Source organism: Streptomyces sp. CHD11 (genome assembly GCF_018638295.1).
GTDB lineage: Bacteria > Actinomycetota > Actinomycetes > Streptomycetales > Streptomycetaceae > Streptomyces.
Window position 1 is genome coordinate 35286 of record NZ_JABTTS010000022.1, and the last position, 21187, is coordinate 56472.

At 70.3% G+C, this 21187-nt stretch carries 19 protein-coding genes, 1 tRNA gene and 1 pseudogene; 6 read left to right on the forward strand and 15 right to left on the reverse strand.

The features are described from left to right. Positions 1 to 222: 222 nt before the first annotated feature. The 7 genes from rho to HTV45_RS21230 form a co-directional block, all read right to left on the reverse strand. A complete protein-coding gene (gene rho, locus HTV45_RS21200; RefSeq protein ID WP_215207407.1) occupies positions 223 to 2295 on the reverse strand; it encodes a transcription termination factor Rho in 2073 nt (690 codons plus the stop codon). Between the two features lie 420 nt (positions 2296 to 2715). Then, positions 2716 to 3633: a homoserine kinase gene (gene thrB, locus HTV45_RS21205; RefSeq protein ID WP_215207470.1), complete on the reverse strand. Its 918-nt coding sequence runs from the start codon at positions 3631 to 3633 to the stop codon at positions 2716 to 2718. Between the two features lie 586 nt (positions 3634 to 4219). After that, on the reverse strand, positions 4220 to 5278 hold the full coding sequence (gene thrC / locus HTV45_RS21210; RefSeq protein ID WP_215207408.1) for a threonine synthase: 1059 nt from the start codon (positions 5276 to 5278) through the stop codon (positions 4220 to 4222). 6 nt (positions 5279 to 5284) lie between these two features. Then, positions 5285 to 6574, reverse strand: coding sequence for a homoserine dehydrogenase (locus HTV45_RS21215; protein ID WP_215207471.1), 1290 nt, complete (start codon positions 6572 to 6574; stop codon positions 5285 to 5287). 192 nt (positions 6575 to 6766) lie between these two features. Further along, on the reverse strand, positions 6767 to 8158 hold the full coding sequence (gene lysA, locus HTV45_RS21220) for a diaminopimelate decarboxylase (protein WP_215207409.1): 1392 nt from the start codon (positions 8156 to 8158) through the stop codon (positions 6767 to 6769). Positions 8159 to 8176: 18 nt separating this feature from the next. Continuing rightward, positions 8177 to 9211 carry an ArgS-related anticodon-binding protein NrtL gene (gene nrtL, locus HTV45_RS21225; RefSeq protein ID WP_215207410.1) on the reverse strand — a complete coding sequence of 345 codons (1035 nt, stop codon included), beginning with the start codon at positions 9209 to 9211 and terminating at the stop codon, positions 8177 to 8179. Between the two features lie 97 nt (positions 9212 to 9308). After that, positions 9309 to 9797 carry a response regulator gene (locus HTV45_RS21230; RefSeq protein ID WP_215207411.1) on the reverse strand — a complete coding sequence of 163 codons (489 nt, stop codon included), beginning with the start codon at positions 9795 to 9797 and terminating at the stop codon, positions 9309 to 9311. Between the two features lie 106 nt (positions 9798 to 9903). On the opposite strand from HTV45_RS21230, the gene HTV45_RS21235 reads away from it, so the two are divergent. Further along, positions 9904 to 9975: transfer RNA gene (locus tag HTV45_RS21235), tRNA-Arg, on the forward strand. 180 nt (positions 9976 to 10155) lie between these two features. Here HTV45_RS21235 and HTV45_RS21240 read toward each other — a convergent pair. The 3 genes and pseudogenes from HTV45_RS21240 to HTV45_RS21245 all read right to left on the reverse strand — a co-directional run bounded on the left by HTV45_RS21240 (position 10156) and on the right by HTV45_RS21245 (position 11308). Continuing rightward, entirely contained in the window at positions 10156 to 10404 is a 249-nt protein-coding gene (locus HTV45_RS21240; RefSeq protein WP_215207412.1) for a hypothetical protein, read from the reverse strand. A gap of 51 nt (positions 10405 to 10455) precedes the next feature. Next, a pseudogene (locus HTV45_RS34405) lies at positions 10456 to 10758 on the reverse strand (transposase); the annotation flags it as partial. 136 nt (positions 10759 to 10894) lie between these two features. Continuing rightward, a complete protein-coding gene (locus tag HTV45_RS21245) occupies positions 10895 to 11308 on the reverse strand; it encodes an ATP-binding protein (protein ID WP_215207413.1) in 414 nt (137 codons plus the stop codon). Positions 11309 to 11561: 253 nt separating this feature from the next. Here HTV45_RS21245 and HTV45_RS21250 point away from each other — a divergent pair, with 253 nt between their 5' ends. Both HTV45_RS21250 and HTV45_RS21255 read left to right on the forward strand, forming a co-directional pair. After that, positions 11562 to 12413 carry a helix-turn-helix transcriptional regulator gene (locus HTV45_RS21250; protein WP_215207414.1) on the forward strand — a complete coding sequence of 284 codons (852 nt, stop codon included), beginning with the start codon at positions 11562 to 11564 and terminating at the stop codon, positions 12411 to 12413. Between the two features lie 11 nt (positions 12414 to 12424). Beyond that, positions 12425 to 12616, forward strand: coding sequence for a hypothetical protein (locus tag HTV45_RS21255; protein ID WP_215207415.1), 192 nt, complete (start codon positions 12425 to 12427; stop codon positions 12614 to 12616). A gap of 233 nt (positions 12617 to 12849) precedes the next feature. On the opposite strand, the gene HTV45_RS21260 is transcribed toward HTV45_RS21255, so the two are convergent. Then, positions 12850 to 13458: a hypothetical protein gene (locus HTV45_RS21260; RefSeq protein WP_215207416.1), complete on the reverse strand. Its 609-nt coding sequence runs from the start codon at positions 13456 to 13458 to the stop codon at positions 12850 to 12852. 647 nt (positions 13459 to 14105) lie between these two features. Continuing rightward, positions 14106 to 14984 carry a helix-turn-helix transcriptional regulator gene (locus tag HTV45_RS21265; protein ID WP_215207417.1) on the reverse strand — a complete coding sequence of 293 codons (879 nt, stop codon included), beginning with the start codon at positions 14982 to 14984 and terminating at the stop codon, positions 14106 to 14108. Positions 14985 to 15246: 262 nt separating this feature from the next. Here HTV45_RS21265 and HTV45_RS21270 point away from each other — a divergent pair, with 262 nt between their 5' ends. Then, positions 15247 to 16125, forward strand: a complete 879-nt coding sequence (locus HTV45_RS21270; RefSeq protein ID WP_215207418.1) for a helix-turn-helix transcriptional regulator — start codon at positions 15247 to 15249, stop codon at positions 16123 to 16125. 240 nt (positions 16126 to 16365) lie between these two features. After that, the gene (locus HTV45_RS21275) at positions 16366 to 17205 is read left to right on the forward strand and encodes an SDR family NAD(P)-dependent oxidoreductase (RefSeq protein ID WP_215207419.1); all 840 of its coding nucleotides are present in this window, start codon (positions 16366 to 16368) and stop codon (positions 17203 to 17205) included. A gap of 99 nt (positions 17206 to 17304) precedes the next feature. Here HTV45_RS21275 and HTV45_RS21280 read toward each other — a convergent pair whose 3' ends face one another. Beyond that, a complete protein-coding gene (locus HTV45_RS21280) occupies positions 17305 to 18693 on the reverse strand; it encodes an amidohydrolase family protein (protein WP_215207420.1) in 1389 nt (462 codons plus the stop codon). Positions 18694 to 19003: 310 nt separating this feature from the next. Next, positions 19004 to 19765 (reverse strand): Atu4866 domain-containing protein, encoded by a 762-nt coding sequence (locus tag HTV45_RS21285; RefSeq protein WP_215207421.1) that lies wholly within the window; start codon positions 19763 to 19765, stop codon positions 19004 to 19006. Positions 19766 to 19991: 226 nt separating this feature from the next. Between HTV45_RS21285 and HTV45_RS21290 the strand changes: the two genes are divergently transcribed. Next, on the forward strand, positions 19992 to 20285 hold the full coding sequence (locus HTV45_RS21290) for an Atu4866 domain-containing protein (protein ID WP_285899672.1): 294 nt from the start codon (positions 19992 to 19994) through the stop codon (positions 20283 to 20285). 42 nt (positions 20286 to 20327) lie between these two features. Here the strand turns inward: HTV45_RS21290 and HTV45_RS21295 are convergent, their stop codons facing one another. After that, the gene (locus tag HTV45_RS21295; RefSeq protein WP_215207423.1) at positions 20328 to 21182 is read right to left on the reverse strand and encodes a class I SAM-dependent methyltransferase; all 855 of its coding nucleotides are present in this window, start codon (positions 21180 to 21182) and stop codon (positions 20328 to 20330) included. Positions 21183 to 21187: the final 5 nt, after the last annotated feature.

Consider the following 21187-nt stretch of genomic DNA (forward strand, 5'->3'; position numbering starts at 1 on the left):
GGCGTGCGTGTGCGCGCGGCCGGGCAGGCATGAGTGCGCGGCCGGGCAGGCGTGAGTGCGCGGCCGGGCAGGGGCGGGCGCGGGCGCGCGAGGACGGGCACACGCGAGGACGGGAAGACAGGGACGGGAACACAGGGACGGGCGCGGGGGACCCATGGTCACCCGCGCCCGGTACACGCCCTGCGATCCGCGGGACGGCGGTTCACGCCGTCCCGGCGAGCGTCAGTCGCCGTTGCCCGGCGCCGGCGTCGTCTTCTGGATCTGCATCAGGAACTCGGCGTTCGACTTCGTCTGCTTCATCTTGTCGAGCAGCAGCTCGACCGCCTGCTGCTGGTCGAGGGCGTGCAGCACCCGGCGCAGCTTCCAGACGATGGCGAGCTCGTCGGGGGCCAGCAGGATCTCTTCCTTGCGGGTGCCGGACGCGTCGACGTCCACCGCCGGGAAGATGCGCTTGTCGGCGAGCTTCCGGTCGAGCTTGAGCTCCGCGTTGCCGGTGCCCTTGAACTCCTCGAAGATGACCTCGTCCATGCGGGACCCGGTGTCCACCAGGGCGGTGGCGAGGATGGTCAGCGAGCCGCCGTCCTCGATGTTGCGGGCCGCACCGAAGAAGCGCTTCGGCGGGTACAGGGCGGTCGAGTCGACACCACCGGACAGGATGCGGCCGGAGGCCGGGGCGGCGAGGTTGTACGCACGGCCCAGACGCGTGATCGAGTCGAGCAGCACGACGACGTCGTGCCCCAGCTCCACCAGGCGCTTGGCGCGCTCGATGGCGAGCTCCGCGACCGTGGTGTGGTCCTCGGCCGGACGGTCGAAGGTCGAGGAGATGACCTCGCCCTTGACCGACCGCTGCATGTCGGTGACCTCTTCCGGACGCTCGTCGACCAGGACGACCATCAGGTGGCACTCGGGGTTGTTGTGGGTGATCGCGTTGGCGATCGCCTGCATGATCATGGTCTTGCCGGTCTTCGGCGGGGCCACGATGAGACCGCGCTGGCCCTTGCCGATCGGCGACACGAGGTCGATGATCCGCGTGGTCAGCACGCCCGGGTCGGTCTCCAGACGGAGGCGGTCCTGCGGGTACAGCGGCGTGAGCTTGTTGAACTCCGGGCGGCCACGGCCGTGTTCGGGCGCCATGCCGTTGACGGAGTCGAGGCGGACCAGCGCGTTGAACTTCTCGCGGCGCTCACCCTCCTTCGGCTGGCGGACCGCGCCGGTGATGTGGTCGCCCTTGCGCAGGCCGTTCTTGCGGACCTGGGCGAGGGAGACGTACACGTCGTTCGGTCCGGGCAGGTAGCCGGAGGTGCGGATGAAGGCGTAGTTGTCGAGGATGTCCAGGATGCCCGCGACGGGGATCAGGACGTCGTCCTCGTTGACCTGCGGTTCCTGCACCTCGTCGCGGCCGCGGCGGCCCCGGCGGTCGCGGTAGCGGCCGCGACGGCCACGGCGCCCGCCGTCGAAGTCGTCGTCGTCGTGCTGCTGACGGTCCTGACGGCCGCCGCCCTGCTGGTTCTGCTGACGGCCGCCGCCCTGCTGGTTCTGCTGCTGGTCGTCGCCCTTGCTGCGCCGGTCCCCGCGATCCCCGCGGTCACCGCGATCCCCACGCTCACCGCGGTCGCCCCGCTCACCGCGGTCCCCACGGTCGCGGCCGCGCTCACGGCGGTCACGGCGGCGGCCCTCGCCGCCCTCCTGGTCGGACCTGCCGTCGCCCTGCTGCGACTGCTGCTGGGCCGGCGCCTCGGACCTGGAGTCGGTCTTCGGCTCGGCGGTGACCGTCTCGGCCGCGGCGGCCGGGGCACCGGCGTCGGAGGTGGCGCGACGGCGGCGGCGCTCGGCGGGAGCGGCCTCCTCGGCCGGCTCGGCCGAGACCTTCGGGGAGGGCTGGCCGGGGATGTCGATCTGCTGCTGGGCCGCGGCCTGCTCGGCGGGGGCCTGCTCGTCCTTGGCGTCGGTCTTCTTCTCGGCGGTGTCACCCGTGCGGGTCCGCGAGGTGGCGCGACGCTTCGGCTTGGTCTCGGTGGCGGACTCGGCCTTGGCCGGTGCCGCGGCGGGGGCAGCCCCACCGGCGGCCTGCGCCTCCTTGATGACCTCGATCAGCTGGCTCTTGCGCATCCGCGCGGTGCCCCTGATACCGAGGCCGGTTGCGACCTGTTGCAGCTCTGCCAGCACCATGCCCTCGAGGCCGGTACCGCGGCGACGCCGGGAGCCGGCACCGGAGGCAGGCGCGGAAGCGTCCGTGGCGGGCGCGGCAGCGGTCTCCTCGACACGTGCGCCCATCAGATCGGTGGTGTCGCTCACGAAGGGTCCTTCCCTGGAGCGGACGTCGGCCTGTCTGGCTCGGCGACCGGTTGTGCTGTCCGGCATCGGTTCTTGCTGTGCGAACCGTGCCGGGGCGGTTGTCCGCCTGAGCGGCGGAAGAGATATCTGGTGATGGCGCTTCCTCGAGCCGTGGCATCCTGTGTCACGTGGCGTGGTCGCACCGGTTCCGGAGCTCCCCCTGAGGGGCTAGCCCCACCGTCGGGCCGTTCAGCGTCCGCGTACGACGTACTGCCCGCATACGTAGCAGTGAACACAGTGCGGCTTGGGGGGCTCCCGGAAGAATGTCTGTCCCGGACGGGGACGCGAGGCACCTCGCCATGGTGGGGTCGGGTGCAGACTTGAGGTTAACACTACCGGATCCAACAAACATTCCCCCTCTCCAAATCCGGCGACCGTGTGTCAGGTGGCGAGCGGGAGCACGCTCGCTCCCTGGACATCGAGACCGAGCCGGTTGGCGGCCCACTCGTCGCCGGCCAGTGCTTCGACCTTGTCGGCCGTCTCGGTGTCCGCCAGCGCCATCACGGTGGGTCCGGCGCCGGAGATCACCGCGGGGACACCGTCCCCGCGCAGCCGCTCCACCAGGGCGGCGCTCTCCGGCATGGCCGGGGCGCGGTACTCCTGGTGCAGACGGTCCTCGGTGGCGGGCAGCAGCAGTTCGGGGCGCCTGGTCAGGGCCTCGACGAGCAGGGCGGCACGGCCCGCGTTGGCGGCGGCGTCGACGTGCGGCACGGTGCGCGGGAGCAGTCCGCGCGCGGTCTCGGTGAGGACCGGCTTACCGGGCACGAAAACCACCGGAACGATGGAATCGGCGGGCTCCATCCTGATCGCACGGGCCGCGCCGCGCTCCATCCAGGACAGGCTGAATCCGCCGAGCAGACAGGCGGCGACATTGTCGGGGTGGCCCTCGATCTCGGTGGCCAGTTCGAGCAGCGCGGTGTCGTCGAGCCTGGAGTCGGCGCCTATCGTCACGGCGCGGGCGGCGACGATCCCGGCGCAGATGGCGGCGGAGGAGGAACCGAGGCCCCGGCCGTGCGGGATGCGGTTGGCACAGACGATCTCGAGGCCGCGCGGCTGTCCGCCGAGCAGGTCGAAGGCGGTGCGCAGGGAGCGTACGAGGAGGTGGCGCTCGTCCCTGGGGAGGGTCTCGCCGCCCTCGCCGGCGATGTCGATGTGCAGCCCGGAGTCGGCCACCCGGACGACCACGTCGTCGTACAGCCCCAGCGCGAGGCCGAAGGCGTCATAGCCCGGGCCGAGGTTGGCGCTGGTGGCGGGGACGCGCACCCGGACGGCGGCGGCGCGGAACGCTGGACCGGCCATCGCTCGAAAACTCTCCTTGAGCTGCGTGTCCGTCGAACGGCATTCGGCGGACACGATGGACACGATGGACATTCGATGACGCACGGAACCCCTGGGGCCGCCGCCGACCGGGGTGGCCGGCCGCTTTCCGGGCCGTATCCCGGCCGCTTTCCGGACCGTGGAGACGACGCACTACCGCCGCATATGCGGCGGGCGGGTTCTGTACAGCTTATCGAAGGAAAGTTCACTGGCGACATAGGGCGCACAGGAGGCGCACGATGCGTGTCGAAAGCCCTCCATGCCCCCCGTAGGCAACTTCCCCAGGTGAGCGCGCCCTTACGCCCGCCCTGCCGGTTCGCCGGCCCCGGACGGCCCCGGGACGGCCCCGGGCGGGCAGGACACCGACGCCCGCTCGCGACGAGCCCGGTCACCTGCCCCGCACGGGACGCGGACGCCCTGCCGCTCGCGGGACGCGGACGCCTGCCCCTCCCCGGAGGCGGGCACCTGCGGTTCCGGCGCCTCGCGGGGCACGGACACCTCCCGGGGCGGAGCCCGGAGGCCGCCCCGCCTCCCCGTGAGGCCCGGAACCGGCCCCGGGCGCCGTGCCCTAGACGAGCCCGAGCCGCTCCGCGGCGGTCGCCGCGTCGACGGGGACGGTGACAGGCTGCGGCGCACCCGCGACGGCCCAGTCGGGGTCCTTCAGACCGTTTCCGGTGACCGTGCACACGATGGTCTGTCCCGGGTCGACCCTGCCCTGCTCGGCGGCCTTCAGCAGACCGGCCACCGAAGCGGCGGAGGCGGGCTCGACGAAGACGCCCTCCCGCGAGGCCAACAGCCGGTAGGCGCGCAGGATCTCACGGTCCGTCACCTCGTCGATGGCGCCGCCGGACTCGTCCCGCGCGGCGAGCGCGAAGTCCCAGGAGGCGGGGTTGCCGATCCGGATGGCGGTGGCGATGGTCGACGGGTCCTTGACGACCTCGCCGCGCACGATCGGCGCGCTGCCGGAGGCCTGGAAGCCCCACATGCGCGGCGTCCTGGTGCTGACACCGTCGGCGGCGTACTCCTTGTAGCCCTTCCAGTACGCGGTGATGTTGCCCGCGTTGCCCACCGGCAGCACATGGACGTCGGGCGCGTCGCCCAGCATGTCCACGATCTCGAAGGCGGCGGTCTTCTGCCCCTCGATACGCACCGGGTTGACCGAATTGACCAGCGCCACGGGGTAGTTGTCGCTCAGCGCGCGGGCCAGCGTGAGACAGTCGTCGAAGTTGCCTTCGACCTGGAGGATCTTCGCGCCGTGGACCAGCGCCTGGCCCATCTTGCCGAGCGCGATCTTGCCCTGTGGCACCAGGACGGCGGAGACCATCCCGGCCCGCACCCCGTACGCGGCGGCGGAGGCGGACGTGTTGCCGGTGGAGGCGCAGATGACCGCCTTGGCGCCCTCCTCCTTGGCCCTGGAGATGGCCATGGTCATGCCCCGGTCCTTGAAGGACCCGGTGGGGTTCGCGCCCTCGACCTTGAGGTGCACCTCGCAGCCCGTGCGCTCGGAGAGCACCTGCGCGGGCACGAGCGGCGTACCGCCCTCACGGAGCGTGACGACCGGCGTGCTGTCGGACACCGGCAGCCGGTCCCGGTACTCCTCGATGATTCCGCGCCATTGGTGGGTCATTGCTGGTTACTCTCCTTCAACCCGCATGATGCTGGCGACACCACGCACGGTGTCGAGCTTGCGCAACGCGTCGACGGTCCCCCCGAGGGCCGCGTCGGACGCACGGTGGGTGACGACGACGAGGGAGGCCTCCCCGTCCTTGCCCGACTGGCGAACCGTATCGATCGAGACGCCGTGCTCCGCGAACACGGTGGCGACCTGGGCGAGAACACCCGGTTTGTCGGCGACGTCGAGGCTGATGTGGTACCGCGTGACGACCTCGCCCATCGACGAGACGGGCAGCGCGGCGTACGCGGACTCGCCGGGCCCGGTGGCCCCGCTGATCCGGTTGCGCCCCACGGCGACCAGATCCCCGAGCACGGCGGAGGCGGTCGGCGCACCGCCGGCACCCGGCCCGTAGAACATGAGCTGACCGGCGGCGTCCGACTCCACGAACACGGCGTTGTACGCCCCCCGCACGGAGGCCAGCGGGTGGCTGAGCGGAATCATCGCCGGATGCACCCGCGCGGTGACCGACGCCCCGTCCCCGGCCCGCTCGCAGATGGCGAGGAGCTTGATGGTGCAGCCCATCTCCCTGGCGGAGGCGAAGTCGGCGGAGGTGACCTCGGTCATGCCCTCGCGGTAGACGTCGTCCAGGCGCACGCGCGTGTGGAAGGCGATCCCGGCGAGAATGGCGGCCTTGGCGGCGGCGTCGAAGCCCTCCACGTCGGCGGTCGGGTCGGCCTCGGCGTACCCCAGGGCGGTGGCCTCGTCGAGGGCCTCCTGGTATCCGGCGCCCGTGGAGTCCATCTTGTCGAGGATGAAGTTGGTGGTGCCGTTGACGATGCCGAGCACCCGGTTGACCTTGTCCCCGGCGAGCGACTCGCGCAGCGGGCGGATCAGCGGGATGGCACCGGCGACGGCGGCCTCGTAGTAGAGGTCCCTGCCGTGCTCCTCGGCGGCGGCGTGCAGCGCGGCGCCGTCCTGGGCGAGGAGCGCCTTGTTCGCGGAGACGACGGAGGCACCGTGCTCGAAGGCGGTGGTGATGAGCGCGCGGGCGGGCTCGATGCCGCCGATGACCTCCACGACGATGTCGAGGTCGCCACGCTTGACGAGCGCGGTGGCGTCGGTCGTCACCAGGGCCGGGTCGATGCCCTCGCGCACCTTGTCGGGCCGCCGTACGGCCACGCCCGCCAGCTCCACCGGAGCACCGATCCGGGCGGCGAGGTCGTCGGCGTGCGTCGTCATGATGCGCGCCACCTCTGAGCCGACCACACCACAGCCCAGCAGCGCCACCTTCAGCGGACGCGTACGCATCATCCGACCTCGTTTCCTGATTACCGTCTCGGTTGAACCAGTCTCACTCACCGGACGGAACTTTCTGCGTTATGTCCGGATCGTGAGACATCTATTTCATTTCCATGACCGGGCAGACAGAAGATCTTCCGCCATCCGGCCGGACCCCCCGCTCACCACCACTGAACCACTCGGCCCCTCACCCGTAGCGCGTCACCCGACGTCGAGACGGAGCAGGTCCTCCTCCGTCTCCCGCCGGACGATCACCCGCGCCTCACCGTCCCGCACGGCGACGACGGGCGGCCGCAGCACATGGTTGTAGTTGCTGGCCATGGACCGGCAGTACGCCCCCGTCGCCGGTACGGCCAGCAGGTCGCCCGGCGCCAGGTCCCCCGGCAGATAGGCGTCCTTCACCACGATGTCCCCGCTCTCGCAGTGCTTGCCGACGACCCGGCACAGCATCGGCTCGGCGTCGGAGCCGCGGGAGACGAGGGACACGCTGTACTCGGCGTCGTACAGCGCGGTGCGGATGTTGTCCGACATCCCGCCGTCGACGGAGACATACGTCCGCAGCCCGTCGAGCTGCTTGACCGTGCCGACCTCGTAGAGCGTGAAGGCGGTCGGCCCGACGACGGCGCGCCCCGGCTCCACGGAGATGCGGGGCGTCGCGAGCCGGGCCGCCTCGCACTCCCGGGTGACGATCTCGGTCAGCGACTTGGCGATCTCGTACGGCTCACGCGGGTCGTCGTCACTGGTGTAGGCGATCCCGAGCCCGCCCCCGAGGTCGATCTCGGGCAGCTCGACCCCGTGCTCGTCCCGGATGTCCTTGAGCAGCCCGACCACCCGGTGCGCGGCGACCTCGAATCCCGACATGTCGAAGATCTGCGACCCGATGTGCGAGTGGATGCCGATGAGCTCCAGCCCGTCGAGCTTCAGCGCCCGCCGCACCGCTTCCGCCGCCTGCCCCCCGGCCAGCGGGATCCCGAACTTCTGGTCCTCGTGGGCGGTGGCGATGAACTCGTGCGTGTGCGCCTCGACGCCCACGGTGATACGGATCTGCACCCGCTGCCGCGTACCGAGCTCCTGCGCGATGTGCGCGACCCGCACGATCTCCTGGAACGAGTCGAGCACGATCCGCCCCACCCCGGCCTCGACGGCCCGCCGGATCTCGCCGGGGGACTTGTTGTTGCCGTGGAACGCGATCCGCTCGGCCGGCATCCCGGCGGACAGGGCGGTGGCCAGCTCCCCGCCCGAGCAGACATCCAGATTCAGCCCCTCCTCGTGCAGCCACCGCACGACGGCCCGGGACAGGAACGCCTTGCCGGCGTAGAAGACGTCGGCGTCGTCACCGAACGCGGTGCGCCAGGCCCGCGCCCGCGCCCGGAAGTCCTCCTCGTCGAGGAAGTAGGCGGGCGTGCCGAACTCCTCGGCCAGCCGCTTGACGTCGATCCCGCCGACGGCGAGCACACCGTGCTCGTCACGCTCCACGGTCTGGGCCCACACCTTTGGGTCGAGGGCGTTGAGATCGGCGGGCGGCCCTGAGTAGTGGCCCTCGGTGAGGACGTCGGCGTGACGGGGCCCGGCGGGGTGTGCGGAACGGCTCATGATGTTCTCTGGGCTCTCTCAGAGGTGGTCGGGTGCGTCGATACCGAGCAGGGACAGGCCACCGGCCAGCACCGTCCCGGCGGCTTCGGCGAGGGCCAGCCGGGCACGGTGGGCGGCCGAGGGTTTCTCGTCCCCGAGCGGCAGCACCGCGGGAAACAGCGGCAGCAGGGCGTCGGCGACGGTCACGAGATGCCGGGCGAGCCGGTCGGGGGCGCGGTGAGCAGCGGCGCCGGCGAGAACACGGGGGCAGTCGGCGAGCGCCTGGACCAGCACCTGCGCCTCCACGGCCCCCGGTTCGGGCCCGAACCCCAGATCGGCGGCGTTGCGGACCACCGCCCGGCTCCTGGCGTGGGCATACCGCACCCGGAACAGCGGATTGCTCTCCCGCTGCACCAGATGCTCCTCCCCCGCCCGGGGCCGGTCACCCGGCGCGGGATACAGCAGCGCCCAGCGCGCGGCGTCCCGCCCGAGAGGCAGCGGATCGAAGGACACCGGAACGGGGCGGACACCGGCCTCGCCGGAGCCGTCCCGGAGGCCGTCGACACGGACGCCCAGCACACTCCCCCACTCCGGCTCGAGCGGACCCGCGCAACCGGCGTGCACGAGGGCGCCCTGCGACCGGAGGATCCGCGCCACGGCATCGAGATGAACGACGGCCCGAACCTCGGTCGCCGCGTTCAGCCGAACGGCACCCTGACCCGCGAGGGAGTCCCCGTACCCGTACCGCGACCCGTGCCGCAGAATCTCGCGCACCAGGTCGGCGACGGCGGCACTCCGCAGCCGGACGTTGATGAACCCGGGCCCGGTCACGACCACATCACTGATCCCGACGGCACCCAGCAGACGCGCTCGGATCACCTCGGCGACCCGCGGCGCCGGCTGCCCGGCCGACCGGGCGAGCTGCAGGGCGACGTTGGTGGCGTAGTCCCCGCACCCCCCGGGCCCCGGCGGAGCCACCACGACCCGCTCGGGCACCGTCACCGCCAGCTCCCCCTCCTCGACGGCACGGCGCACCGCGTACAGCACGGTGCGGGAGAGCTCGACGGGGGTCACGGGACAAGCGTAGGGGAGGTGGGGGGTGGGTATGCGAATGGGTCAGACCGCGATCCCGGCATGTGGACGCCGGTGGACACCCCCGGCTCCACCGCCGTCACCCTCCCGCATGCCCCGCGGCCGGCTCGGCGTTCCCGGTGCCACGCACCCGGCCGAGAGGATCCACGATCAGCTCACGAACGAGCCGGACGAGTACCTGAGGATCGAAGGGCTTGGCGAGAAAAGCATCGATCCCGACGTCGAGCCCACGGTCGACCTCGTACTGGCTGCAGGCACTGACGATGACGAGCGGAAGGTCACGCGTACGCGGATCGGAACGCAGCCGTCCGGCGGTCCGCAACCCGTCGAGCCTCGGCATGACGACATCGAGGGTGACGAGGTCGGGCCTCACCTGATGAACGACTTCCAGACACTCGGCACCATCGGCCGCGGTCACGACCTCGATGCCCTCCAGCTCGAGGTTGACCCTGATCAACTGCCGGATGACCTTGTTGTCGTCCACAACAAGAACCCGGCCCGCAGCGCCTGGCACAACTCGAGAGTAGGTCGGGCCCGGCCACCACGTCCGGCGTTTGACCACTTCCACCCCGCACGGGCGACACCCTGGCCTCCACCACCGCGAAAACGGTTCCTGACCACCCCTTGGGAACTGGTAGTGTTCTACCCGTCGCCGCGATCACCGCGACCGACACGCCCCCGTAGCTCAGGGGATAGAGCAACGGCCTCCGGAGCCGTGTGCGCAGGTTCGAATCCTGCCGGGGGCACACTGTGCAAGTGTGTCCAAGACCCCGTCACCAGCGGAAACGCTGAGGCCGGGGTCTTCGCGTGTATCGGGGGACAGAGTGTCCAGCGCCTGAACAGATGCTGGACAGCGGAGAGGATCACCCGGACACAGGACTATGCCTTGCATGTCTGGCAGTGCTTGAGCTTGCCGTTTGACCCCATCAAGGAGTGACGTAGTCGCCCCAGCCGAAAGTGGCGACGTAAGCCCGTCGAACGGCTTCTCCGCCGCGTCCGCCCCTGACACGGATGACGGTCAGCGCGAGGATGAACCAGGCGGTGAAGCACCCCGCGACGATCAAAGTCCAGCCGGGGTCGGAGAAACTGGCAATGACGACCAGGGCAATGATCGTGATGACCAGTCCTATGTGGCCGCCGCCGATATCCGTGCCGGACCTGCCGCCGCGTGTCATAAGAGTCCCCCACCAAGAGCACGCCGTTCTGGTCAGAGCAGACTACGGGGCTCAGCCAACGGTGTCAGTGCCGCTTGTACGACGGGGTCTGGTGCCCTTCTCGTGGTGGGCGGGTCGGGTGTGCGCCTCGCCGGTCGCGAGGACTTTGCCCACGTCATGACGGGTGGCTGGGCGGCGGTTCTTCGAACCCGGTGGTCGGCCGGGCCCGGGACGAGACGGTTTCGGTGCACCGGCCGGAGAGCCGGTCTTCGTGCACAGGTTCCTGAACCCCCTGCGGACACGGGCGGGTGTAAGCCTCTCGGTCGGCTTCTCCCAGGGGCGCCGGAGATCGATGGCCAGTGGCCGGGCAGGGCGGCCGGGGGCCACAGACGCAACCGCTGCCTCTGCCCGGCCGCGATCCCACCGGTTCACGGCCGGGTTCACACCCGAGGCATCGTCCCGGCAGACGTCGGTCGCGGCACACGCCCGGCCCGGTGGCCGTTCCGCCGGGTCAACCGCCCCGGCGGAACGGGAGGCCCGCGATCACGGACGTTCCGCGCGTGGGGCGGGGTCGGACGGTCCAGGCGGTGGCGAGGTGGTCGACGAGGAGCAGGCCCCGGCCGTTCTCGGCGTCCGAGTCCGGGTGGGTCAGGAGGGGTTTGCCGGTGCCGGGGTCGGAGACGGCGAGCCAGTAGTGTCCGTCGGCCGGCCACAGCACGAGTTCGATGAGGTCCTCGTCCTCCCGGCGAGCCCCGTGGCGGATGGCGTTGGTGACCAGCTCGGAGGTCAGCAGGCCCAAGTCGTCGCCTAGGTGAGGGCGGAGGATGGGCGGGAGCGATTCGGTGACAGCGTGGCGGGCCCGCGGTACGGAGCCGGGGTGGGCGGGGAAATGCCAGTGGACGGGCACCAGGGGAATCTCGGGCATGGCGAACTCCAGTGCTGTGTGCAGGGTTTGAGACCGCCGGTGGCCTACCGCCCTGGTCGCGGGCACACCCGTCCCAGGGCAGACGGGCATGCTCGCGCGGTGCGCTTCCGGCATCGCTATGTGTAACTTGCGCGATACTGACAGTAGATCAGTGGGGGCCATATTTGCCATGTGGTCCGAAATAATGGCATCGACGCGGTGAACTTGCGCTTATAGGACTGACCCGGACACCGCACCGTACGGAAGGAACGTCATGCCCCCGAGGACGATTCTCACTCAACGTCAGAAGCGTCTGGGCAGTGAGTTGCGCAGGATGCGCACCACGGCCGGCATGTCCGCGGAGTACGCTGCCGGGCTCCTCGGCGTCGACCGGAGCCGCATTTCCAACATGGAGTCCGGCCTGCGCGGCATCAACGCAGAACGGTTGCGCACGTTGGCCTGCAACTGTGACTGCACCGACGAGACATACGTCGATGCCCTCGCCGAGATGGCGGAGCCGAGCCGGGCAGGATGGTGGGAGCGCTACCGAGGCAGCTTGCCCCAGGGCTTACTGGACATCTCCGAAACCGAGGCCTATGCAGTACGCCTCCGGGGCGCGAACACCGTGCATGTGCCGGGGCTGCTCCAGACGTCGGAGCACGCCATGGCCATCTTCCGCGCCGTCGTCCCGCAACTTCCCGAGCATGAGGTCGCTCTCCGTCTGGCCCACCGTTCACAGCGCCAGGGTGTGATCACCAGCGACCACCCGGTTCCGTACGTGGCCGTGATCCACGAAGCAGCGCTTCGGATGCAGTTCGGAGGACGCGGCGTTGCCCGGGGGCAGTTGAAGTACCTGCTGGACGTTTCCGAGTGGGACCACGTCACCGTGCTTGTGCTTCCTTTCGACCACGGCGCCTTCCCAGGAGCGGGACAGACGGTCGTCTACGCCGAGGGGCCCGTGCGGCAGCTGGACACCGTGCAGATCGACAACTCTCATGGACCGGACTTCGTCCACACCGACGGTCAGCTCGCGAAATATCGCGCTCAACTCGACTTGTTGGAAGATTCGGCACTGTCCCCGGAGCGGTCCCGCGACCTCATCCGCGAGATCGCTCACCAACTATGAGGAGTGGACACATGACTGCCATCACCTGGGAAGCCCCGTTCTGCGGCGAGGGAAGTTCCTGCTTCCGCCTCGGTACCGACGCCGAGGGCAACGGGTACATAGCCGTTGCCGGCCAGGAAGAGAGCCCGCTCACCGACTCCCTCGAAGCCCTGCGCACCCTCATCACCGACATCAAGGCCGGTAAGGCCGACCACCTGTTGTAGGGGCCGCAGCGCACCGTCGCCAGGTAACACCGCGCAGGCGCCGGACCCTGATCCGCACCGACTCCTTGACCTTGGTAAGGCGGGCTGTCTCGCGAGGTCATCGAGTGGAACGGAGCTTCGGCGTTCGGGAGTTGTTTTCCGACGGCTCCCTGCGCCGCTCAGGGGTGGACCGGGTCCGGCGCATGCGTTCTCGGCGTTCTCTCAAGCCGAGAACGCCGAGAGGTAACGCCGCTTCAGATGGTCGGGGTGTCGTCGACGATCGGCCTGTGGATCTCGACGACCGGCTTCCACCCCGCGGAGAACTCGATGAAGTCCGCACGGGTGGGGTAGGTGTCGATCGCGCGACGGTCGCGCTTGGGACTGTCGCTCCCCTTGCGCCCCCGGGGAATCTGTTCCTCGAGGATGTCGACCTTCACGTCGGGAACCTCCTTGAGGCCCTGGCGCCAGATCTGCACGATGTCGGCGCCGAACGCCTGCCGGGCCGCAGCGTAAAGGGCCGTGAGTGACCCCTTGTCCCCACCAGGGACGAAAAGTGCCAGGTCCAGCACGACACCGGCGGACTGGAGAACCTCGATGGTCTCCGAGCCGTTCTCTTCGGCCAAGTAGATTCCGGCTTCATTCTCGTCGTCAGGAAGACAGGAGACCTCTTCCTGGAATACGGTTCTCGCCGTGATCGAGCCGCCCTCGAAATTCTCACCGGACTTGGTCAGAAAAGCAGGAACATAGCAGTCGGGAAGCTTGAGTTCTGCCGTGTCGGCGGAAACGAAGATCCTGTCCTTCACGCTGAGCTTCGTCACCTCTTCCAGCGAGAGGCGGCGAGCGGCGATCTTCTCCGTGTTCACAATTTCCCTTTCAGGTCGCACTGTCCCTCCGAGCAAGGACGCTACCACGAAACCCCGAGGTCAACTGCCCAGTAATCTCTGGGTATATGGCCTCCGATGACCCGCACGGGAGGATACCGAAGCGAGTGCCACCCGGTCGGGAACACGCGTCCGCCAGGCAGCGGCCCTCGGCATGGCGTCGGGGATCAACTGACGGTTGCATTGCGATGCGTCGGGCAGCACTGAGGAACCAAGAAAAGTTGGGTCTACGGTAGATATCGCCCATATCACCTTCGGGGGGTGGAGGCGGGGTAAGGCGAACCATTCGTCGTGCGTCTCGAGGAGCGCGGCGGAAACCAACCGGATGGTGCGACAGCGCGACGACGGAGACCCCCACCGGCGACATCCGGAGGGGGCGCGAACCGGCAGCCGCGTACCAGCGCGCCCTTTTCGGTCAGGACTTCGGTGCAGTCGACTGACGCCCGGTTGCTGACGTCTCGTCATGTCGGGCGGAGTTCGGCACAGTGATCACGTCTGCCCCTGGCTCCGTGCGCTCCTCGCGTCGGGGTCACAGCCGGGTGCACTCGCTGGCGCATCGAGTGCCGGCAGACGGACACGCTGCTCTGACGGCCGCCGGTCTCCGCCCGGGAGCACCCGTCCGTTCGCGGCTACTGATTCTCGGCCGCGAGGTCGGGCGCGGGTGCGGGCGCGGACGTCCGGGGTTGGCTCGGCTCGGTGATCATGGTTCTCAGGGTTTCGAAGGCGGCTGCCGTGGGACCGGCCGGTTCGGCTTGGTAGACCACGAGTTGCTGGTGCGGGGCCCCGTTGACCGTGAAGGCCGCGAACTTGATCTGCAGGTCTCCGACCTCGGGGTGCTTGAGACGCTTGCCTTCCTGCGACTTGCTCTTGACCTCGTGCCTCTTCCAGATGGCGGCGAACTCCGCGCTCCGGCCCGACAGTTCCGCCACGACCTCGGCGATACGGGCCGATTCGGGGTCATGGCCGTAGGCGGCTCGCAGTTCGGCGACACAGGAGTGCGCGGCTCGCTCCCACTCCTGGTAGAACTCGCGGCCTGCCGGGTCGGCGAAGACCATGCGGGCGAGGTTGTCGAACTGGTCGAATCCGCTGTGGAGGGCGGTGGCGAGAGGGTTGGCCGCCAGGACGTCGAGGGCCGGGCCGAGGACGAAGGCCGGAGTGTGCTCCCAGCCGTTCATCAGCTCCAGCAACTGCCGGCTGACGTCCGCCCGTCCCCGGACGCGCGGGCGCTGCGATGCGGTGAGGCAGAGGCGGTGGAGATGGTCGGCCGCTTCCGCATCGAGTTTCAGTGCCTGGGCCACGGCATCGAGCACCTGCGGGGACGGGCTGCTCTCGCGCCCCTGTTCCAGCCTGATGTAGTAGTCCGAGCTGACTCCGGCAAGCATCGCGACTTCTTCTCTGCGCAGTCCCGGAACCCGGCGTCGCCCGTATTCGGGCAGGCCGACATCCTGGGGCTTGAGGGCTTCGCGGCGGGCTCTGAGGAAATCACCCAAAGGTGTCCCATTGCTCATACGGCAAGAGTAGATGGTTCCTGGTTCACAGACCGTCCGGCCGCATGAAGTGACAGCGAGTAGCGAGTCTTGGACGGGGAGTGCATTCATCTCCTCGCAGGCGAGCGTTCGGGCCGGGGTGGTGCCTGGGAGGTCTGGCTGTCGGCCGGCTCCTTCGCCCGTCCGGCACATCCGTGCACCACTCATGGACCCGTATTCCTAGGTATGACGCACCCACCGTCGGCAGACCGTTCGCGGGTGCCTTCGGCCTAATCTCGGAGGTATGGAAAACGTCGCGCGTGCTGATTCGGTTGAAGGGCTGGGTCAGTTCCTGCGCGCCCGTCGGGAGCGTCTCAGCCCCGCGGACGCGGGATTGCCCAGCACGGGCCGCCGGAGGGTGCCCGGCTTGCGGCGGGACGAGGTCGCGTCGCTGACGGGCGTCAGCCTGAGCTACTACAGCCGACTCGAGCAGGGCCGTGAACTCAGCCCCTCGCCCCGGGTGCTGGAGGCGATGGCCCGCGTGCTGCGGCTCGGGGAGGAAGAGACGCGGGAACTCTTCCGGCTGGCCCGGCCGACAGCTCGCCGGCGTACGAAGGCGCCCGCCCGGGTCGAGCGTGTCCGGCCGCATCTGCGGCAACTGATCGGGAGCTGGAGCCGGACACCGGCGTTCATCATCGGCCACGCCCAGGACCTGCTGGCCACCAACGCACTGGCCGACGCGCTCTACCGTGACTTCGCTCAGTGCGACAACGTGCTGCGCATGCTCTTCCTGGACCCCGTGGCGAAGACCTTCTACCGGGACTCCCAGCAGGCCAAGCATCGTGCGGTAGCCGATCTCCAGCAGACGGCCGCGAGTACCCCGGGGGACGCCCGCATCCTGGAACTCGTCGGTGAACTGTCGGTACGGAGCTGTGAGTTCCGCTCCCTGTGGGCACGTGAGTACACCCGGGTCCCGCCCTACGAGGTCAAGCAGATGTACCACTCCGTCGTGGGAGTCCTGGAGCTGCGGCACGAGGCCCTCGCCATCCGCAGCGCTCCGGGACAGCAACTCGTCGTCCTCCAGGCGGAGCCGGATTCCCCCTCCGCGGACGGTCTGGCCCTGCTGGGCTCCGTCAGCGCGACGGAAAGGCCCCGCCGGCGGAATTCCGCGGACGGCAGCTGAGCCGGCGACGTCCGAGCCGGGTCGCTACCGCGCATTGTGCTGATCGCCTACGGAATTGGACGCTCGGCGTTTGGACCCACGTCGTCTCATCATCCTGGGTCATCCTGGGTGTGGGACTCCCAGGAAGAGCCCAGCCCTCATAGCGTCGCAGCCGCCCGGGAACTCGCACGACAGACCACATCGAGTTCGACAGGTCAGCAGCGAGTACCCGAATAAGGCAATGAGGAGAGAGGTTTCACCATGGCTACGTGGTTCGTCACCGGCGCTTCCCGCGGAATCGGTGCCGAGATTGCCCGCGCCGCCCTTGCAGGCGGTCATGAGGTCGTGGTCGCCGTACGGAATCCGGAGCGTGTGCCGGACGACCTGAAGAAGTCCGGCCGAGTCTTCGCGGTCGCCCTGGACGTCACGGACAGCGACTCCATCCCGCAGGCGGTCGAGGCCGCCGTGGACCGGTTCGGCGGCATCGACGTCCTGGTCAACAACGCCGGCCGCGGTCTGCTCGGCGCGCTGGAGGAGATCACCGACGCGGAGGCCCGGTCGCTGTTCGACCTCAATGTCTTCGGACTGATCAACGTCACCCGGGCCGTGCTGCCCGTCATGCGCAAGCAGGGCTCGGGCAGGCTCGTGCACATCGGTTCGCGCTCGGGTTTCGAGGGCGAACCGGGCGTCAGCCTGTACAGCGCGTCGAAGTTCGCCGTCGCCGGCATCAGTGAGGCGCTGTCCGCGGAGATGGCCCCGTTCGGCATCCAGTCGATGGTCGTCGAACCGGGCGTCTTCCGTACCGACTTCCTCGACTCCAGCTCCCTCTCGGTGGCCGCGGACCGCATCGCCGACTACGACGACACCCCCGCACACCTGACGCTGGACTGGATCGACCAGGCCAACCACGCCCAGCCCGGCGACCCCGTGAAGGGTGCTGCCCTCATCGTCGAGGCCGCTTCCGCCGAGAAGCTGCCCACGCACCTCTATCTCGGGCGCGACACTCTGGAGCGGCTCGACGTCAAGTACCAGCAGGTGCGGGACGACCTCGCGCCCTGGCGGGAGAAGTCCGCGGCCACCGCGCACGACGACGTCGCCTGACGTGACGGCGCGGGCGCCCTCCACTCGGGCGCCCGCGGCCCCTCGATCCCCCGGCCGGGAAGGAAGACCCGGCCGGGGGATCGTCGGGCGTCCGGCTGCTCACGCGGCCGGGGTGTTCAGTACGTACTCGCGTGAGGCGTGGACCTGTGCGCGCAGGGCGGTCAGGTCGACGTCGAGGACCCGACCGTCCCACTTGCGGGGCTCGCCGTCGATGAGGACGGCGCTGATGTTGCGGGCGTCGGAGCCCAGCACGATGGTGCCGATCGGGTCGTTGAGCGGCATGTTGTTGAGGGCCTCGGCCTCGATGACCAGCAGGTCGGCCTTCTTGCCCGGCGTGAGTGAACCGGTGACGCCGGACAGGCCGTTGGTGCGGGCGCCCTGGAGGGTGGCGAAGTCCAGGACGTCGTGGGTGGTGATCCGGGAGGGCTGCTCGTCGGTGCCGTAGGCGGCGTTGACCGCGCGCATCCGCTGGATGGCGTGCAGGGCTCGCATCTGCGAGAACATGTCGCTGGCCAGGGCGACTTCGACGTCGATGCTGAGTCCGGGGCGGATGCCGGCGGACAGGGCCTCGTCGACGGCGGGGATCGCGGTCTCCAGGCCGATCTGCGCGTCGGACGTGGGGGCGAGTGCGACGGTGGTGCCGGTCTCCCCCATGGCCTTCCATGCCTCGGGGGTCAGTCCGGTGGCGTGGATGAGGGTGACGTCGGGGCTGAGAATGCCGTCCTCGGCCCAGCGCAGGACCGCCTCGGAGGAGGAGGCGCCGAAGACGGCGTCCACGCTCACTGCGATGCCCAGGTCCGCGGCGACGCGGGCCGGCCCGGTGCCGTAGGTGAGGGCCGGTCCGGCGATCTCGTCGGTGGCCAGGGTCGCCAGGCGCAGCGTGAGCAGTTGGTCGTCGCTGCTGAAGTACTGGTCCTTGATGCGGGTCAGGTCGCCTGGCCACTGCCGGTCCCAGTCGCCGAAGTGCGGGCCCATGGAGGCGTGCACGCCGCGGATGCCGGTGTCGCGGAGGGCCTCGATCGCGGCGTCGGAGTGCTCGCGTGTGCGGGAGTTGTGGGAGAAGTCGAGCAGGGTGGTGATGCCGCTGTCGATGGCGGTGAGGGCGGCCAGACGGGTGCCGGTGTACATGTCCTCGGGCCGGTAGACCGTGGCGTAGCTGGCCAGGGTGGCCATGACGTAGCCGCCGAGGTCGTCGACGTCCGGCATGATCCGGCGCAGCTGGGTCTCCCAGGCGTGCCGGTGGGTGTCGACGAAGCCGGGGGTGAGGATCGTTCCGGTGGCGTCCACGGCCACCGCGTCGCCGGCGTCGAGGTCGCGGCCGACCGCGGTGATCGTGTCGCCCTCGACGAGGACGTCGCCGCCGTCGATGACGCCGAGACCGGGGTCCATGGTGACAACGGTCGCGCCGGTGAACAGGATGCGCCGCCGGTCGGCGGGCCGGCGCCGGAGCTCGTCGAGGACTGCGGCGCTGGTGGTATGGGCTTCCATGAGAGTTCTGCCTTCCGTACGGAGGAGAGGGGACCGGGAGGACGGGCCATGCGTCGGAGAGGGCCCGCAGGATGGGTGCAGGGCCACGTCGGCAAGGGTTGCGCCGGGGGCCGAGTTTCCCGGGGGCCCCGGGAGGGCCGGGGCAGCCGGGAGGGCCGGGGCAGCCGGGAGCGGCCGGAAGCGGCCGGAAGCGGCCGGGCTGCTGCGGCAACCGGGCTCGGCCGCGCCCGGCACGGCGATCAGGCGGCCGGGGTCTCCCAAAAGGTCGCGCCCGGGGCCGGGGCCGTCGTCGCCCCGGCCGGCGGGAAGGTCAGCCGGGTTTCATGACGTAGCCCGCGTGGTGCAGCTCGTCGCCCTTGAACTCTCCGTAGGCCCAGAAGCCGAGGTCGTCCAGGTAGTCGACGCGGTCGCCGTCGATCCAGTAGCGGCCCTGATAGGCGTGCGGGCGGCCGCCCCGGGTCTCGTCGTAGCGGCCGTCGGCGGTGAGCTCCTGGTGCAGGAAGTCGTGTTCGTCGATCCAGACACCGACGCGCGGGCTGCCGGTCAGGTCCCCGGCGGCCGGGATGCCCGCCTCGGGGGCGCGGGGCCGGCCGGGGACGTCGGCGCCGGCCCAGAGGACCGGCCGGCCGGCCGCGACGAGTGCGCGGACCTGCTCCGGCCGGGTGACGAGCGCGACCACCGCGCTCGGCACGTCGGGGGCGAGCGCGTCGGGCACGACCAGGATGTCGGTGGTGTTGCCCGGGGTCAGCGTCGCGACGTGGTCCGAACGGTGGCCACGGCCGCCGGCCAGGGCCACGGCGTCCACGACGGCCGGAGCGATGGTCATGCCGGTGCAGTCGACGACGATGGCGTTGTCGTCCTGAGCGGCGGTGATGATGCCCGGGCCGACGCCCACGAGCAGGGAACCGACGAGCAGGAGGTCGGCGCCGGTCATGGTCCCGATCACCGGGTCCATGGTGAGGATGCGGGCGTTGGCGAACAGGACGGGACGGCCCTCGTCGTTCGAGAGGATCTCGTCGAGCGCCTCGGGGTTCCAGCTCACGGTGTGGGTGCCGGAGTCGGTGTGGTTCATCGCGTGCTCCTCGGTGCGGTCGGTTCCTCGGTCCGCCCGGGCGCGGGGAAGCGCCGGGGCAGCCGCGAGGCGGATGTGCGGCAGCCGTGAGGACTGTCCGCCCACCACGTTCGTCGCTCCGCACGATCGGAACCAGGCCGCCGTCTGCCCAGGTGTGCGACACCCAGGAAGCCCCCACCCGGGCAGACGGAGACCTGGTTGCCTCCGGCGGCCTGGGCGACCGGGCCTGACCACCCACGACACGCCCCGCGCCCCGCACCCGTATGCCGGGATGTGGGTGACCTCGGACGGTCTCGTCCGCCAGGAACCGCTGCCGGACGGCCGCTACGACGAGGCGCGCGGCAGCCGCCGGAGCGCCTGCACCGGCGGCTGTACCGTCACCGGCAGCCGCCTCGACCACGTCGACGGCACCGGCTTCACCGCCACCGGCGACATCCGGGACGGCGTTGTCCTCCATGAGCACCTGATGCTCCACCGGGAGGACGACGAGCGCGCCCGGCAGGGAGTCCGGCCGGCCTGACCAGGTCCCGGGCGCGGCTCTGCTTCGCGCTCACGCGGGGCGTCACGGTGTGCCCGGCCAGGTCGCGGTCACCAGCCAGTAGCGGGCCGTCAGGTGTACGCCCTCGGGTGTCGCGTAGGCGCCGAAGGCGTCCGTGGCGGCCCGGTGGGCGCGGGCGACGGACTCGGGGGCGGCCTCGCGCAGCCAGTGCCGCATCGGACCCCAGCCGAAGAGGAAGCCGGCGGCGTCCGCCGGGTCCGTACCCCACTCCTGCACCACCTCGAGCGGGTCCACGGTGATGGTGTCGAATCCGGCCCCGGACAGGACTTCCCCGGGGCGGGCGGGGTCGGCGAAGGCGGCGGGGCCCGTTTCCTGCCGCTCGTCGAAGTCGGGCAGGGTCACGTGTCCGGCCACGGCTGCGAAGACCGCCGACTGGTCCATGGCGGTGACCGGCTGCGGGCAGACGAAGGCCAGGCGGCCCTCCGGGCGCAGCGCGCGGCCGATGTTCGCGAACGCGGCGACCGGGTCGGCGAAGAACATCACCCCGAAGCGGCTCAGGGCGACGTCGAAGGAGCCCGGCGCGAACGGGTGCACCTGGGCGTCGGCCTGGAGGTGGGTGACGTGGGTGAGGTGTTCCCCGGCGGCGCTCTCGCGGGCGCGTTCCAGCATGGGGGCGGACAGGTCCACGCCGACGGCGCGGGCCGCGGTGCGGGCGGCCAGCCTGGTCAGGCGGCCGTTGCCGCAGCCGATGTCCAGGACGCTGTCCGTGTCCCGGAGCGCGGCGGCCGCCAGGAGCGGGGCGTTGGCGGGGTCGTTGAGGGCGTCGTAGCGCGCCTGGTGTTCGGCCCAGTGCCGGCCCTCGTAGCCGTTCCACGCCTCGAACTGGTGGGTGTTCACGATCCGGTTGTCATCGGCCATACCTC

Excerpts from the sequence above, each read along its gene's own strand:
- HTV45_RS21275 (WP_215207419.1), top strand. The coding sequence starts at position 16,366 with ATGGCTACGTGGTTCGTCACCGGCGCTTCCCGCGGAATCGGTGCCGAG.
- HTV45_RS21270 (WP_215207418.1), top strand. The coding sequence starts at position 15,247 with ATGGAAAACGTCGCGCGTGCTGATTCGGTTGAAGGGCTGGGTCAGTTC.
- thrB (WP_215207470.1), bottom strand. The coding sequence starts at position 3,633 with ATGGCCGGTCCAGCGTTCCGCGCCGCCGCCGTCCGGGTGCGCGTCCCC.
- HTV45_RS21245 (WP_215207413.1), bottom strand. The coding sequence starts at position 11,308 with ATGCCCGAGATTCCCCTGGTGCCCGTCCACTGGCATTTCCCCGCCCAC.
- HTV45_RS21255 (WP_215207415.1), top strand. The coding sequence starts at position 12,425 with ATGACTGCCATCACCTGGGAAGCCCCGTTCTGCGGCGAGGGAAGTTCC.
- HTV45_RS21295 (WP_215207423.1), bottom strand. The coding sequence starts at position 21,182 with ATGGCCGATGACAACCGGATCGTGAACACCCACCAGTTCGAGGCGTGG.
- HTV45_RS21250 (WP_215207414.1), top strand. The coding sequence starts at position 11,562 with ATGCCCCCGAGGACGATTCTCACTCAACGTCAGAAGCGTCTGGGCAGT.
- HTV45_RS21285 (WP_215207421.1), bottom strand. The coding sequence starts at position 19,765 with ATGAACCACACCGACTCCGGCACCCACACCGTGAGCTGGAACCCCGAG.
- HTV45_RS21265 (WP_215207417.1), bottom strand. The coding sequence starts at position 14,984 with ATGAGCAATGGGACACCTTTGGGTGATTTCCTCAGAGCCCGCCGCGAA.
- HTV45_RS21280 (WP_215207420.1), bottom strand. The coding sequence starts at position 18,693 with ATGGAAGCCCATACCACCAGCGCCGCAGTCCTCGACGAGCTCCGGCGC.
- HTV45_RS21240 (WP_215207412.1), bottom strand. The coding sequence starts at position 10,404 with ATGACACGCGGCGGCAGGTCCGGCACGGATATCGGCGGCGGCCACATA.
- lysA (WP_215207409.1), bottom strand. The coding sequence starts at position 8,158 with ATGAGCCGTTCCGCACACCCCGCCGGGCCCCGTCACGCCGACGTCCTC.
- HTV45_RS21215 (WP_215207471.1), bottom strand. The coding sequence starts at position 6,574 with ATGCGTACGCGTCCGCTGAAGGTGGCGCTGCTGGGCTGTGGTGTGGTC.
- thrC (WP_215207408.1), bottom strand. The coding sequence starts at position 5,278 with ATGACCCACCAATGGCGCGGAATCATCGAGGAGTACCGGGACCGGCTG.